Below are 15,923 nucleotides of genomic sequence, written 5' to 3' on the forward strand. Positions count from 1 at the left end.
TACCTATCAATCAATATTTAAATATTAAAAGACAAAAACAAAACTACCTATAAAGTGCTATACATCAATAACAATAGGCATCTTAGAATGACGAATAAGAAAGAATCTGGGGTAATGAACCTTACTCGAAGAGGCTTCATGAAAGCTTCTTCTGCGGTAGGTAGTGCAGCCGCACTCGCGGGCGGTATCGCTTTACCTTTCAAATCCAAACCAGTAGCGGCTGCAGTTGCTGAGAATGTGGATGAGAAAATCGTATGGAGTGCATGTACTGTAAACTGTGGCTCTCGCTGCCCTTTACGTATGCATGTACAAAACGGTGAAATCAAATACGTAGAAACAGACAACACAGGTACTGACGAATATGGTCATCACCAAGTTCGTGCGTGTCTACGTGGTCGCTCTATGCGCCGCCGTGTTTACAACCCAGATCGCCTGAAATACCCAATGAAACGTGTTGGTAAACGTGGTGAAGGCAAATTTAAACGCATTAGCTGGGAAGAGGCTTATGATGAAGTCGCTGGTACTATGCAACGCCTTATCAAAGACTACGGTAACGACACTATCTACCTAAACTATGGTACAGGCACCCTTGGCGGTACGGTTACTAAATCTTGGCCACCAGCACAAACGCTGATTGCTCGTCTAATGAACCTAAGTGGTGGTTACCTAAACCATTACGGTGACTACTCAACAGCGCAAATCGCGAAAGGCTTGAGCTACACCTACGGTGGTTGGGCAAACAACAACTCTTTCTCTGACCTAGAGAACACAAAGCTTAATATCCAATTTGGTAACAACCCTGCTGAGACTCGTATGTCTGGCGGCGGTCTGATCCACCACTACGTAGAAAGCAAAAACAAATCGAACGCAAGAACGATCATCATCGACCCTCGCTATACCGATACTGCAGGTGGTCGTGAAGATCAATGGATTCCAATTCGTCCTTCAACTGATGCTGCATTGGTAGCAGGTCTTGCACACGTGATGATCACTGAAGACCTTGTCGACCAACCGTTCCTAGACAAATACTGCGTAGGTTACGACGAGAAGACTCTGCCTGCATCAGCGCCTAAAAACAGCGACTACAAATCTTACATCTTAGGTTTAGGTGAAGATGGCGTAGAGAAGACACCTGAATGGGCCTCTAAGATCACAGGCATTCCAGTTGATACTATCGTTAAGCTTGGCCGTGAAATGGGCACAGCAAAACCATGTGCAATCCACCAAGGTTGGGGCCTACAACGTACAGCGAACGGTGAACTAGCTTGTCGTGCAATCGCGATGCTGTCGCTACTCACTGGTTCTGTGGGTGTATCAGGTGGTTCAACAGGTGCTCGTGAAAGTGACATCAACATTCCGTTTGTTCGCTTCCCTACTGTGCCAAACCCAGTTGAAACGTCAATTTCAATGTTCATGTGGACAGATGCGATTTACCGTCACCATGAAATGACCGACATCACTGATGGTGTTCGCGGTGCAGAGCGCCTTAAAAACCCAATCAAGATGATCTGGAACTATGCAGGTAACTGCATCATCAACCAACACTCAGACATCAACAAGACTCACGCGATTCTTCAAGATGAAAGTGCGTGTGAAATGATTGTCGTGGTTGATAACCATATGACTTCTTCTGCGAAATACGCCGATATCATCCTGCCAGACTTAACGACGTCAGAGCAAGACGACTGGTGTATGGATGGTAAAGCATCGAACATGCCTTACTTCATCTACGCGCAAAAAGCGATCGAGCCTCAGTTCGAAGCGAAATCTATCTACGAGATGTGTTCTCAACTGGCGAAACGCATGGGCGTAGAAAAAGAATTCACAGAAGGCCGTACTCAAGAGCAATGGATTGAGCATCTTTACGCTGAAACTCGTAAGAACGATCCAACACTGCCAACCTTCGAAGAGATGAAAGAGCTGGGTATCTACAAACGTAGCTATGACCACCACTACATCGCTTACGAAGATTTCCGCAAAGATCCTGAAGCGAATCCACTGACCACACCAAGTGGCAAGATCGAGATCTACTCAGAGCAACTGGCTGATATCGCGAAGACTTGGAAATTGAAAGAAGACGAAGTGATTCACCCTCTTCCGATTTACGCCGATTCTTTTGAAGGCCACAACGACCCACTAGCAGAGAAGTACCCACTTCAGCTAACTGGTTTCCACTATAAGGCTCGTACTCACTCGACTTACGGCAACGTTGCAGAAATCAAAGCAGCAGCACCGCAAGAGTTGTGGATCAACCCAATTGATGCGAAAGAACGTGGTATCGAAAACGGCGACATGGTGAGTATTTTCAACGACCGTGGCGAAGTACACATTCCAGCGAAAGTGACACCAAGGATCCTTCCTCGAGTTGTCGCGCTAGGCGAAGGTGCATGGTACGCACCAGATGGTCAGAAGATCGACCATGCAGGCTCTATCAACGTGCTGACCACTCAGCGCCCGAGCCCACTTGCTAAGGGTAACCCTCAGCATACAAACCTAGTTCAAATCAAAGCGCTAAAGAAAGCATAAGGTAGGTTGGAATGAAACAATACGGCTTTTACATTGATTCAAGTAAATGCACGGGTTGTAAAACCTGTCAGCTTGCTTGTAAAGATTATAACGATCTCGACATCAAAACGAACTACCGTCGCGTATACGAATACGCAGGTGGTGGCTTCACTCAAGATGGCGATACCTGGGTTCAGAAAGATGTTTTCTCTTACTACCTGTCTATCGCTTGTAACCACTGTACTAACCCTGCGTGTGTGAAAGTGTGTCCTTCGGGTGCAATGCACAAACGTGATGAAGACGGCTTGGTTGTGGTTGACGAAAGTGTGTGTATTGGTTGTCAGCACTGTAGCAATGCGTGTCCTTACGGCGCACCACAATACAATGCTAAGAAAGGTCACATGACCAAGTGCGATGGTTGCTACCAACGTGTTTCAGAAGGCAAACAGCCTATCTGTGTTGAGTCTTGCCCACTTCGTGCATTGGAGTTTGGTGAAATCAATACGCTTCGCGAGAAGTACGGCTCTGGTGCAGATGTGGCGCCACTGCCATCTTCAACCGAAACACTGCCAAACATCGTGATTAAGCTGAACAAAAACGCGAAGCCTACTGGCGATACCAGTGGTCACCTAGCAAACCCGAAGGAGGTGTAAGATGATTTTTCATGAGTGGTCTTTAATCTTCTTTACGGTGCTGGCGCAAACTGCGGTTGGTGGTTACTTACTGATTGGTGCTCGTGCACTGGTACTTGGTCACGATGAAGAGAAACTAAACAGCTATAAGGTTCCAATGTTCATTCTGTGGGCATTCATGGGTCTTGGCTTCATGTTCTCGACAACGCACCTGGGTTCTCCACTGCGCGCGTTTAATGCCTTTAACCAACTAGGCTCGGCTTGGTTGTCTAACGAAGTGTTCTTCGGTGCGGCATTCTTCGCAGTAGGCGGCCTGCAATGGCTATTGTCTGTGGTTAAGAAAGGTGGCGTAGCTATCCAAAAAGCACTGGTGGTCGGCGCTATGGTGCTGGGTGTTATCTTCATGTACGCGATGATCAACGTATACATGATCAACACAGTACCGACATGGGACAACATCTACACACCACTAAGCTTCATCATGACGATGGTTGTGGGTGGCTTGCTGCTGTCTCAGTTCGTGATTGTGTTCGCAAACGACAGCCGCTTTACGGTTGACCGTAACATCACCATGCTGGCTGTTATCGCAGTTGCTATCAGCTTGCTTGTAACAGTAGGAAAACTGAACCTAATCGGTGAGATCCAAACTTCAGCAGCAAAAGCGTCTGAGTTAGTCGATGGTTTAGGTAGCTATGTGATTCTTCAAGTGGCACTGCTAATGGCAAGCTTGTTGATTTGGATTCTACCTATGCTGAACAAAGCAAAAGTGAACCCAGTGAACCTTGGCTTAGCACTAGTATTGTTCTTGGCTTCAGAGTTAATCGGCCGTGGTTTGTTCTACAGCTTACATATGACAAGCGGTTTGTAATCAAGTTCTTACAGACATGAGTTACGTGTAAACGTCGCTGCTTGTTTAGTTATCTAGAAGGCTAGATAAACAAAAGGCCCAACACCTATTTAGATGTTGGGCCTTTTTATTGCGTTTTTTCTAGCGTTTTTAGTACAGACTTTGCGATTTCGCTTACATAGTTACTTAATGATAGCCGCTGGAATAAACATGTCTTTCAATCGCTTAACCGAAGAGTAAGTACCAAACATCGGTTTGTTGTCTAGATGCCTTCTCAGCATATCGGCGGCAACGGTCTTAATCACGTTGCGTTGGTCTTCACGCGAGTACTGACGATAAAACTCAAGCACCTGCCCCCACTCGCCTGCTTCAGTCGACAATGCAACGCTGAATGTGTTGCCTTCTAACTTACCAGTCACCAAAGCCAATTCGGTTTCGCACTTCTCTCTTGTTGCGCCAGCCAGAGCAAAGGTGGCGGCTAATGGATCGCTCTTTTCAAGCTCACTCTCTTTGGGTTCAGCCATCACCCAAGAATGCCCAAAGCAATCTTCAAGCTGCTCATTCGATTGTAGCCAAGCTGAAAGCGCACCTTTGGTCGACACTTCAGATACAGACAAGGTTTTCTTTCTCTCTGCCATGATATGCCCAATATGGTCAATCATCGGCTCATCAACGCTGACTACGTTACTCTCTAGCAGCTTGTACACCATTTGCAGAAGCTTAACGCGAGTTTCTAAGTCTGCCTTAGGACCAAACAGTTTGACCTCAATGAAAGGCAAATAAGAGCGATAACCCAACTCATAACCTTCTGGCAGCTTAAGCTGGTCTAACACATCCGAGATACCCGATTCAGACAAACCAAACGTAAACAGTCGACTGCATTCAGAGGCAACCACTTGAGGGTAGGTACGCGACAAGTCAGGAAGAATCTCAAACGTCACCATACGTTTGAACTCACTCGGTACACCCGGCGTGAAATAGAAAGTCGCATCGTTGATTTTCAGCTTGAAGCCACATGCAGTACCGACAGGGTTATCGACAATCTCAGAGCTTGCTGGCAACAAGGCTTGCTTAAGGTTGCTGTCAGGCATCGGCATACCGCGTCCTGAGAACATCTCTTCCATACGAGCCAGCCATTCAGGGAACATGACGAGTTTCTGCTCTGAAGCAGTTGCAGCGGCGGCTGCACTCATATCATCGGTTGTCGGCCCTAGACCACCATTAACGATAACCACATCATAGTTAAAGCTCAGCATCAGCAGTTCTTCAACAAGAGCATTCATTTGATCACCCACAGTTGAGCGCTTAGCAAGAGCAAAACCATGCTGATAAAACTCACCAGACATCCAAGCTGCGTTTGTATCTACAATGTCTCCATGAAGAACTTCTTCACCTGTACTTAACATTGCGATTTTCGTCATATTTCTATCCCTTGTTGTCATAAAAAGACACTGCATTATTTACAAACTGGTCTATGGTTGAATTTGGAGCAATCCGCCTTTTCACTAATATTAATAATGTTAAACCTAAGGTTTTCTTAGGAAAAGCTATAAATTATTAGTTCCCTAAATCAGGCATTTAATAGATAATTGTGACCCTGATCAATTCCAAACTTTCTCATGGAGACCCTTGTGGCCAAATCACCGTTACTAGCAAAGGTTACTGCTGCATTTACAATGCTAATGTCAGTTAACTCGGTTGCAAGCCAATACGACTTCGACCAGCCAATCAACCTTTCTTATTCGGATGAATGTGCTCAAGATTACTGTGTTAATGATAGCTTGTACACCTACAAGCCTAGTACCAATTACGCACTGAGCGAATCAAGTGATGAGTACGACTTCTCAATCCAACAACCAAAACACCTGTTGGTGAGTCAGGAGAAGGATTGGGATTACCTAATGGGTCAAACCTACACCATTCTTGGCCTGAGTGTCGCGACGGTGGGTTTGATGACTCTCCTACCTGAAAGTATCACTAAGTGGGATGATGACCAACGTGACATCAGCTCATTAGGTAAAAAGTGGAAAGATAACGTGTCTGATGGCCCAGTATGGGACCGTGACGAACACTTCCTAAACTACGTGATGCACCCATATTTTGGTGGTGTTTACTACACTGCAGCTCGACACGCAGGTTACGACGAGTTTGAGTCTTTCTTATACTCTTGGACTATGTCGACGTTCTTCTGGGAATACGGCGTAGAAGCGTTTGCTGAAGTACCTTCATGGCAAGACCTCTTTATCACTCCTTTCTTTGGTGCTGTTGTCGGTGAAATGATGCTAGAAGCAGAGCAAGACATCGTTGCTTCAGGTGGCGAAGTGATGGGATCTCAAACTATGGGTGATGTGTCTCTATTCTTCCTTAACCCTGTTGGTCACATCCACTACTGGGTAAGTGATGCATGGGGCGGTGACGCAGAAGTTAATCTGAATACTAACCCTTGGTGGGATAACCAAGACGCAGCACGATTCGCCTATGATGCAGGGGCACGATACGATTCTCAATTTGTTGGTATGAACTTTAAAGTAACGTTCTAAGTAAGCTTTCAGTCTCTAAGTTTTAAGTTACTGCATTCCCAATAAAAACGACAACTCATCCCAAAAGCGGCTCTCTAGCCGCTTTTTTTTGTGCCCTACTCTTCATTCTCTTTTTTTGCATCACAGCTTAGTTTCAAAAATTGACGTAGGTCAAACATTGTTCGATGTAACCTTCTACACTGAAATTAAAGAACTTTATCGCGTGATATCAAACATTTAATTCGCAACAAATCATTGAAACTTTGGGGGCTGATATGAACAGTACATTTATCGTAAACTTTATCGGAAAAGCATCACCAACAACAATCAAACAGCTTGCTGCGGTTACTCACGAAAACGACGGAAAATGGCTCATCAGTAAAGTGAACTTTATTGAAGACCAAGTCGCAGGCGTACTCAAGGTTCAACTTCCAGCCATCAACGAATCGATTGTTAAAGAGGCTTTCAGCGCCAATCCAGATCTCATCGTACAGTTTGTCGATTCAGATCATACGCATAATGTCCAAGACACAATCCATCACCTAAGACTCGATTCTAACGACCGAGCAGGTATCGTCAATGAAGTGACACATGTATTAGATAGACAAGGGATCAGTATTCTAGACATGGACTGTCACCGAGTCTTCATTGCAGGCGGCGGCGGTGTAAGCTCAAGCCTATTCACTTCAAAAATAGCGGTTAAGCTGCCAATCGAAGTTCAAATCGATGATGTAGTTAATGAACTCGAAACACTCAGTGAAGACACTCGTGTGATGATTGAAAGCTAATTTAACTTACCTCCTGACGATACCTTGATCGTTGGGAGGTCACCTAATAAATAAGACCTCTCTTACATTACTTACAAAAAAAAACCATCAAAACACCTAAAATACATAGCGAAAGCATATGAAATTAAGCATTTATATAATTTTTTTGATACGATAGATATCTTATATAATTTAGTAGCTTAGGTTCACACATGGAAAGAAAAAGGTCGAGTTGGCAGCTCAATGTCATCTCAGCAATCCTTCTTACGACACTGTTTAGCGGTTGCAAAAGTGGTCATGAAAATAACGATAGTGGAACAACGACTACGGGAACAACTTCAAGTACGTCATCTTCTCCTATTACGCTTAGCATCCCAAGTAGTGTCTCATTTTCTGAACCACAATCAGGGTCGAAAACAGAATCCATTACCGTTTCTCTTTCCGAAGCATTAGCTCAAGAACTCACCTTAACTATCTTAACTAGTGACGTGACAACTCACTCTAATGGCACCTTCAAAAACTACGATGCTATATCAAGTCAAAACGTCAAAATTGCGGCAGGTGCAACCAGCGCAGCTCTACCACTAAACCTTATACACAATAATCTGTATGAGGGCAGTAAAACACTTCATTACTCTATTAGCGCAGATAACGGTACAAATTACACTCTTTCAAACGAACGAACTGTAGTAACCATTGATGATAGCGATACTCAACCAACAGTTAGTTTTAGTAACGACTTAAGTACCGTTGTAGAAGGTGACAGCATTATTCAACAAGCTGTTTTGAGTCATTACACATCTCAAGATGTAACACTTACCTTAACTCAAACTGGTATTGCCGCGCCTGAGGACTTTACTGTTGATATATCAGAGTTAACTCTTAAATTGCCAGCAGAAACCCTATCAACAAATATCACTTTTTCTGCTCGTGATGATAGCTTCGATGAAGGTGGCGAATCGGTAATCTACACGATAGCTTCCGTTGGTAACGCGACTATCGATTCGAGTAAAAACACTCTCGCGTTCTATATTCCGGGGCAGAAAAGTTTTAATGATACTGGGTATGTCACTTATTTTGATGGAACAGACTACGACAGCGTCACTCCTCCAGTATCACATCCAAATCAAGATGCCGATTTTGGTTTAGATGTCACAAATGGAAGTGAACATTCGGATGGGGAATATGGCTTCCGCTACACCAAGCTAGATGCTCACGGGAACCCTCTAATACCTAGCTCTACTGATTGGCGCTGTGTTAAAGATGAGCATACCGGATTATATATTGAAGCAAAACAAGATCCGGTAGCACTGCCGAGTCAGTCCGCGGTCGATACCTGGGTTAAGAACCATAAAGACAACCCTGATGCCCACCCTTATCCATGGGACAGTCAATCAAGCTCATGGCGAAGCGCTTCGTACACATATACTTGGCACGACTCTGATAATACAACCAATGGTGGCTATGCCGGAGCACGCAATGATCTATTGTACAGCGTCGGCCCGATCTCTTCTCAATGTGCATACATTAACGATGGTTCAGGAAGTAACTACTGTAATACAAGTAGTTATATTAGTAGTCTAAACAGTCGCTCTATTTGCGGTATTACAGATTGGCGCTTACCTTCACCTGTTGAAGCTCGTTCATTTATCAACTTCAATGTCGGCACTGCACCAGTAGGAGCCATTGATTTCTTTCCTAATCTTGGAGACCGACTCTTCACGCACTCTAGCTCTGTTAAACAAGATGGTAGTGCTAGATGTATCGACTCTCAAAATGGAGAGCTTGAGCTTTGTAATAAAAACATCGCAGGCTCAACAGGAATTGTGGCTGTAAGTGGAGGTATTGAGTAATGAAACTAAAACTATGCTTAGGTGTAATTGCCTCTCTGTTAAGTGCAAATGCCATCGCGCAAACCTGCGTGCAAACTCAAACTCCCTCTCACCAAGACGGGCAATTTATTGACCGTAAAGATGGGACATTACTCGACGTAACGACTAATTTGCTTTGGTCAAAATGCAACCTAGGCGAAATCTACAATCAATCCAATGACACATGTGATGGTACCGCGATTAAATATCAAAATTGGCAGGATGCACTTATCGCAACTGAAGATTCGAATCTGACCACTATCGCAGGTCAGGTTGGTTTTAGGTTGCCTAATATCAAAGAGTTAAGTTCAATCGTTGACTATAGCTGTACTAGACCAGCAATCAACCTGACACACTTCCCGACTACAACCAACGAACCATATTGGACTAATACTCCTGACGCTCATAAAATCAACAGTGACTATGATGGTTTAATTATTGATTTTGAAGAAGCTTTAGAAGTCATTACAGACCCAGATGATATTCCACATCCTCTTGTTCGCTTAGTGAAAACATTTAATTAGGTTTATCACTGTACAGAACAAAAGAGCAGCTCATCGGCTGCTCTTTTTATTGCTCTGAATTTATGATTCAGTTACTTAACTGACCATTGTGATAATGAGCGTTTGAAGTCTTCATAGCCGAATTCATTTAGCTTCTGAACTTCACCACTGCTGCGTTCGCAGTAGATTGATGGCATTTTCAGACCATTGAACCAGTTCAGTTTCACCATGGTGTAACCTGCACTATCCAATAGGTGAAGCTTTTGACCTATTTTCAGCGGCTCGTCAAAGCTTGTTTCACAAAACTGATCGCCCGCCAGACATGAACACGAACCAATCACGTAGTCATGACTTCCGTTTTCAGACGCTTCCAATACCGATGCAGGCTCGTTGTAGATAAGCGTGTCAAGGCGGTGCGCCTCGGTAGCTGAATCCACAATCGCCGTTTTCTTCACGTTCTCAACAATATCAACCACTGTCACAACTAAATCTGTCGTTTTAGTGATGATAGCTTCACCCGGCTCAAGGTACATCTGCACGTCGTGTCTTTCAGAGAAGGCTTTTAACGCAAGACCAAGTTTCTCGATGTCGTAGCCCGGCCATGTGAAGAACACGCCGCCGCCCATGCTCACCCAATCTAACTTATCTAGGTGATCCCCAAACTGTTCTGAGATTGAATCAAGCAAACCAATAAAGGCATCGACGTCTTTGTTCTCACAGTTCATGTGGAACATCACGCCATTAATCTCATCAAAGATTTCAGGCTTGATATGGTCAGCTTGTACGCCCAAACGCGAGAATTGACGCGCAGGGTTTGCTAAGTCTTGTCCTGCGTAGCTTACGCCCGGATTTAGACGTAAACCCAGCGAGGCTTTACCTTCAACAATATGACGGTAAGCTTCGAATTGGCTTTGCGAGTTGAAGATCATCTTGTCGCAAATATCCGCAACTTCTCTCACGTCATCTTCGCTGTAACCCACACTGTAAGCGTGCGTTTCACCGCCAAAGGTTTCATGACCAAGTTTTACTTCGTACGGGCCAGAGCTTGTCGTGCCATCGAGGTAAGGCTTGATGATGTCAAACACACCCCATGTAGAGAAACACTTCAGTGCCAATACTAGCTTCACACCTGAAATCTCTTTCAGCTGCTTCGCTTTCTCTAGATTCGCAATCAACTTGTCTTCGTTGATCATGAAATAAGGCGTTTTTAGTTCGTTGTTTTGCATGTTAATACCTTGCGGCCCTCGAGTTCACGAAGGCACATGATAATCGAACAAAGCCGACGCTAATGCATCGGCTTGTAGTTATACGTTCTCGTCATTCATATGACTTTGAATTGAATTCGCAGAGCTTTGACCTTGTCGCTAGGGCAACGCAACGAGGGCAAAGAGCCAAAATTACTTCAAAGTATGGATTAGAGGTAGACCTTGCCCAGGTTCTAGCTCTTGAACGTGCCAGTCTAGACCGATTTCAGGCATGGTTGCTAGGAACGGGTCTGGGTTTAGCTGTTCCATGTTGAACACGCCTTTATCAGCCCATTCACCACGGAAGAACTGAAGTGCAGCAGTAATTGCTGGAACACCGGTTGTGTAAGAGATCGCTTGGTGTTCTACGTCTTCGTAAGCCACTTCGTGGTCTGCGTTATTGTAGATGAATACGCTGCGCTCTTTGCCATCTTTCTTACCTTGAACCCAAGTACCGATACACGTTAAACCTGTGTAACCCGGAGCCAAAGACGTTGGGTCTGGCAATAGAGCTTTAAGAACATGTAGAGGTTGAACAACAGTGCCATCGTGCAGTGTTAGCGGATCTGGGCTCAGAAGACCGATATCACGCATGCAGTTGAAGTAGTTCAGGTAAGCATCACCAAAGCCCATCCAGAATTCGATACGCTTAGCTGGGATGAATTCCTTCATTGAACGAACTTCATCGTGCGCCATTGAGTAAACTTTGTGAGAACCACAGTTAGGGAAATCAAACTCAAGCATACGAGAGTGGCAAGGTACTTGTTTCCACTCTTCATTTTCCCAGTAGAAAGAATCACCTTGGATCTCAAGCATGTTCGTTTCTGGGTCAAAGTTTGTCGCAAACTTCTTACCATGATCGCCTGCGTTTACGTCCATTACGTCGATCGTATCGATTTCATCGAACAAGTGCTTAACCGCGTGCGCTGCAAATACTGAAACCACACCTGGATCGAAACCCGCACCAAGAATACCTGTGATGCCTGCTTCAGCAAACTTCTCACGGTAACCCCACTGCCAATCGTAAGCTTGTGGTACTTGTTGGCCTTCAGAACATAGGTCAACCGCTACCGATGTATCTAGGTAAGATACTTTTGCTTGGTAACACGCTTCCATGATCGCCATGTTTACCCAAGGAGGACCAGCGTTGATTACTAGGTCTGGTTTCACTTCGTTAATCAGAGTAACAAGTGCATCAACATCGTCAGCGTTTACTGCGCGAGCTTCTAGTTTTTTAGTTGAATCTTTAAGGTTGTTTTTACCTTTAATCGATTCGATGATTTTTTCACACTTCGCGATTGTGCGAGAAGCGATTGTGATATCACCCAGTACTTCGTTATTTTGTGCTGCTTTGTGTGCAACAACCCAACCAACGCCGCCTGCACCAATTTGTAGAATAGCCATAGTATTAATTACCCTTGTTGTTCTGCTAGCTCAGTGGCTAGAGTTTGAATTTTGTTAATTAGAGATTTGAAATCTGATGTCTTTAGGCACGGATTCAAGATAGTGAATTTAAGCGCACTCTTACCATCCACGACCGTTTCACCCAATACTGCAACGCCACGAGTCAGCGCTTCCAGTCTTAGCGTTTGATTCAGTTTGTCTAAATCTAGCTCGCCGTTTGCTGACGGCTTAGATCGGAACAACACTGTTGATAGTGAAGGCTCCGCGAGTAGCTCTAAGTCAGCTTGGTTTTGAATCAGGTCTGCCACTTCTAGCGTTTGCTCAAGAAGATGGTCGTACATATCGCCCAACTGCTTTGGACCAACACTTTGCATAGTCATGAAGACTTTCAATGCATCAAAACGCTTGGTAGTCGCGATAGACTTATCGACTAAGTTCGGCAACTCATCGTGTTCGCGGTTTAGGTAATCTGCGTGATGCAGAAGGTACTTAAAGTTCGCTTTGTCTTTCAACAACACCGCACCACAGCTGACTGTTTGATAAAAAAGCTTATGGAAATCGACACTTACAGAGTCCGCTTTCTCGATGCCTTGTAAACGAGCTTTATGGCTGCTTAAGATAAGCGCGCCACCGTAAGCACTGTCGACATGGAACCAAAGACCTTGTTGGCTTGCGATGTCTGCAATCACATCAAGGTCGTCGATAGCACCGTGATCGGTTGTACCTGCTGTACCGACTACAGCAAAAGGAATCAGGCCTTGAGCTTTAAGTGCTTTGATTTCTGCGTCTAATAAATCCGGTTTGATAGTTCCGTTTGCGTATGTTTCAACGCAGCACACCGCGCTCTCGCCTAAACCAAGTAGTGAAGCGGACTTTTGAACCGTGAAGTGAGATTTGTTTGAGCACAAGATACGAAGCTTGCTCGCGTAATCTGGTAAACCCAGCTTTTGGATTGAGTGACCATCGTGTTTATCAGCAATCCAGTCTCTCGCTAGCAATAAGCCCATTAGGTTACTTTGCGTGCCGCCACTAGTGAAAACACCGTCCGCTTGGTCGCCAAGTTGGTACTTGTCACACATCCAATCCACCACTCGCTGCTCAACATAAGTCGCAGCAGACGCTTGGTCCCATGAATCCATTGATTGATTCAACGCCGCGATGATTGATTCCGCCGCTACCGAAGCCATAAGAGGAGGAGTGTGGAGGTGTGCAATACAGTCTGGGTGTTGCACGAAGATGGAGTTTGCAGCGACAAGGTCTGCAGTGCTATCTACAACATCAACCAAAGCGTGTTGATTGTTATCGAGGTCGACAGCTTTGATAGCGGCCTCTAGTACTTTAGGTTCTAGACCTGAGTATGGCGTTTCAACTTGCTCAAAAACCGCTTTCATCGCTTGAGTGGTTTGGTTCATCACGTTAGCGAATTCGTCGCTACCGCCTAAACCTGTCTGGATGAAATGCTTGTTCCATTCTTGGTTTGCTTGTTCGCTTGAAGCTGGGTCTTTTTGTAAACCACCACCTGCTGCGATGATCGCTTCTTCCATGACGCGCAATGCAAAGTCAATCTGCTCAAAAGAGATAATCATCGGTGGTAGGAAGCGAATCACAGAACCATCACGACCGCCCTTCTCGACCATCAAACCACGCTCTAGTGCTGCGCGTTGAATCGCTAGGGTGAGTTCACCGTCTGATTTCGGTTCACCAAATTTGTTAAGTTCGCCGCTTGGTTGCTTGATCTCAGTGCCAAGCATTAGACCTTTACCACGAACTTCAGCAATACAGTTAACGCGAGATTGAATCTTCTCAAGCCCATGACGTAAGTATTGGCCTGCGATGTTCGCGTGCTCAACCAACCCATCACGTTCGATGATTTCCAACGCCTTAGCGCCAGACACCATTGCTAATTGGTTACCACGGAAAGTACCAGTGTGCTCACCCGCTTTCCAAGTATCGATGCTCTTATCGAATACAAGCAGCGACATTGGTAGTCCACCGCCAATCGCTTTAGACAAACATAAGATATCAGGGTTAACGCCTGACTCTTCAAACGCGAATCGATGACCTGTTTTGCCGACACCACACTGGATTTCATCAAAAATCAGTAGGATTCCGTGTTCATCACAGATGCGTCGTAAACCTTGTAGCCAAGACGCCGGAGCCGGAATCACACCGCCCTCTCCTTGCACAGGCTCAACGATCATCGCAGCCGGCTTCATGATGCCAGACTCGTCGTCGTTCAACATACGTTCGATATAACGAATGCTCGCGTTAGCCCCCGCTTCACCACCAATGCCAAACGGGCAACGAAGGTTGTATGGGAAAGGCATGAAATGTACGTCAGACATCAAACCGCTACGACGTTCTTTAGTACCTAGGTTACCCATCATACCCATGGTGCCGTTAGTCATGCCATGGTAAGCACCACGGAACGCAAACATGGTGTTACGACCTGTGGTTTGCTTAGCGAGCTTGATCGCCGCTTCCACAGCATCAGCACCAGATGGGCCACAGAATTGAAGAACTGAGTTATTTGAAAAGTCTTGAGGGAGAAAAGCTTTAACTCGCTTGATAAACGTCTCTTTTGCTTGAGTCGTGATATCAAGTGTTTGGTATGGCAAACAAGAATCGAGCTGGTCTTTAAGTGCTTGGTTAATCTCAGGGTGGTTGTAACCCAAAGAAAGTGTACCTGCACCGGCTAAGCAATCGAGAAACAGTTGGCCACGAGTATCTTCAACTAAAGCGCCACATGCTCGTTTAATAGCAATCGGCAGGCGTCTTGGGTAAGAGCGAACATCCGACTCATGCTGTTCTTGCTCTAGCAAAATAGCGTCAGGTGTTAGGTCGTACGTTCCCTCTAAGATAGGAACCATAGTTGAAAATGAATTTGCGATAGTATTGATATCGACTTCAAAGGCGGTAGTCATAAAAGTCCCCTTGAATGTGTTCATACTCACCTCCATCAGACGCAATTACCCACCAACTCTCGTTAAATTTGGAGATAGTTCATAGTGAAGCACGCGTATTGTCTAGAAATGAGATATAGCTGTACGCTCGCATAAGTCAAATGACGAATACGAAATTAAGCCGTCTTAAGACAGCGATAAATTGTTAGCGTGAGCTCAAGGTTCAGTAATGCTACTGTTTTGAAGAATTGGACATTTTTGCAGGATCGGGCAGCTATGAGGAGCTGAGCCCTTTGGAAATGCAGAGCTGATTAGCAATGTTGTAATTAGTGTGTTCAATGTTGGGTTTCCCATTAACATGGCGAACTGCGCCATAAGTATCCCGTCTATCAGCTAAAGGACTAGCCAATACCTACCCTACGTAATGTCCCAATCAGCAAGAATGGTCACTACGCGTATCCCCCAGAAGCAATCGTTGCTCTTCTTGAACATTGTTCATTCCGAGATTGCGCAGGAAAGTAACATAAAGTGAAATGAACGATCAATAGTTTTTAATAATAGCCTGATAAATAGCAGTGGTGGCTAAGCAATTGCTGAAAATATCGTCAGCAATATCGTTTAAGAAAGAGATCTCCGGTTCATTCGTTCCTCATGCCCGAGGGTGACGACACAGGTATATAGGCGGTGTTAGTGATGGCTTGAGGCTGTGCCGCCTTTACATCATTCCC

The 15,923-nt window shown here is 45.0% G+C and carries 11 protein-coding genes; 7 read left to right on the plus strand and 4 right to left on the minus strand.

Annotated elements, in window-relative coordinates; genetic code table 11:
- Window positions 1-87: 87 nt before the first annotated feature.
- Genes CWO08_RS13290 through CWO08_RS13300 form a run of 3 tightly spaced genes read left to right on the plus strand, consistent with a single transcriptional unit; the run spans window position 88 to window position 4,005 of the window.
- Window positions 88-2,526, plus strand: a complete 2,439-nt coding sequence (locus CWO08_RS13290) for a DmsA/YnfE/YnfF family dimethyl sulfoxide reductase (protein WP_048659585.1) — start codon at window positions 88-90, stop codon at window positions 2,524-2,526.
- An 11-nt stretch (window positions 2,527-2,537) separates the two neighbouring features.
- Window positions 2,538-3,158 (plus strand): DMSO/selenate family reductase complex B subunit, encoded by a 621-nt coding sequence (locus CWO08_RS13295; protein ID WP_004733360.1) that lies wholly within the window; start codon window positions 2,538-2,540, stop codon window positions 3,156-3,158.
- 1 nt (window position 3,159) lies between these two features.
- Window positions 3,160-4,005, plus strand: coding sequence for a DmsC/YnfH family molybdoenzyme membrane anchor subunit (locus tag CWO08_RS13300; protein ID WP_108020613.1), 846 nt, complete (start codon window positions 3,160-3,162; stop codon window positions 4,003-4,005).
- 161 nt (window positions 4,006-4,166) lie between these two features.
- Here the strand turns inward: CWO08_RS13300 and CWO08_RS13305 are convergent, their stop codons facing one another.
- Window positions 4,167-5,405 (minus strand): CinA family nicotinamide mononucleotide deamidase-related protein, encoded by a 1,239-nt coding sequence (locus tag CWO08_RS13305; protein WP_102432888.1) that lies wholly within the window; start codon window positions 5,403-5,405, stop codon window positions 4,167-4,169.
- A 210-nt stretch (window positions 5,406-5,615) separates the two neighbouring features.
- On the opposite strand from CWO08_RS13305, the gene CWO08_RS13310 reads away from it, so the two are divergent.
- From CWO08_RS13310 to CWO08_RS13325, 4 genes are all read left to right on the plus strand, one after another.
- Entirely contained in the window at window positions 5,616-6,524 is a 909-nt protein-coding gene (locus CWO08_RS13310; RefSeq protein WP_102432889.1) for a DUF3943 domain-containing protein, read from the plus strand.
- Window positions 6,525-6,778: 254 nt separating this feature from the next.
- On the plus strand, window positions 6,779-7,291 hold the full coding sequence (locus CWO08_RS13315) for a glycine cleavage system protein R (protein ID WP_019820630.1): 513 nt from the start codon (window positions 6,779-6,781) through the stop codon (window positions 7,289-7,291).
- A gap of 191 nt (window positions 7,292-7,482) precedes the next feature.
- The gene (locus CWO08_RS13320; RefSeq protein ID WP_108020614.1) at window positions 7,483-9,123 is read left to right on the plus strand and encodes a DUF1566 domain-containing protein; all 1,641 of its coding nucleotides are present in this window, start codon (window positions 7,483-7,485) and stop codon (window positions 9,121-9,123) included.
- Window positions 9,123-9,665 carry a DUF1566 domain-containing protein gene (locus CWO08_RS13325; protein WP_102432891.1) on the plus strand — a complete coding sequence of 181 codons (543 nt, stop codon included), beginning with the start codon at window positions 9,123-9,125 and terminating at the stop codon, window positions 9,663-9,665. The genes CWO08_RS13320 and CWO08_RS13325 overlap by 1 nt, the downstream gene beginning before the upstream one ends.
- 71 nt (window positions 9,666-9,736) lie before the next feature.
- On the opposite strand, the gene nspC is transcribed toward CWO08_RS13325, so the two are convergent.
- From nspC to CWO08_RS13340, 3 genes are all read right to left on the minus strand, one after another.
- Complete coding sequence (nspC, locus tag CWO08_RS13330) at window positions 9,737-10,870, minus strand: carboxynorspermidine decarboxylase (RefSeq protein WP_108020615.1); 1,134 nt, start codon at window positions 10,868-10,870, stop codon at window positions 9,737-9,739.
- Between the two features lie 171 nt (window positions 10,871-11,041).
- Window positions 11,042-12,292 carry a carboxynorspermidine synthase gene (locus CWO08_RS13335; RefSeq protein ID WP_019820628.1) on the minus strand — a complete coding sequence of 417 codons (1,251 nt, stop codon included), beginning with the start codon at window positions 12,290-12,292 and terminating at the stop codon, window positions 11,042-11,044.
- Window positions 12,293-12,300: 8 nt separating this feature from the next.
- Complete coding sequence (locus CWO08_RS13340) at window positions 12,301-15,240, minus strand: pyridoxal phosphate-dependent class III aminotransferase (RefSeq protein WP_181360051.1); 2,940 nt, start codon at window positions 15,238-15,240, stop codon at window positions 12,301-12,303.
- Window positions 15,241-15,923 lie beyond the last annotated feature (683 nt).

The organism is Vibrio sp. 10N.286.48.B8 (genome assembly GCF_003050085.1).
In the GTDB taxonomy this organism is placed as follows: domain Bacteria; phylum Pseudomonadota; class Gammaproteobacteria; order Enterobacterales; family Vibrionaceae; genus Vibrio; species Vibrio crassostreae.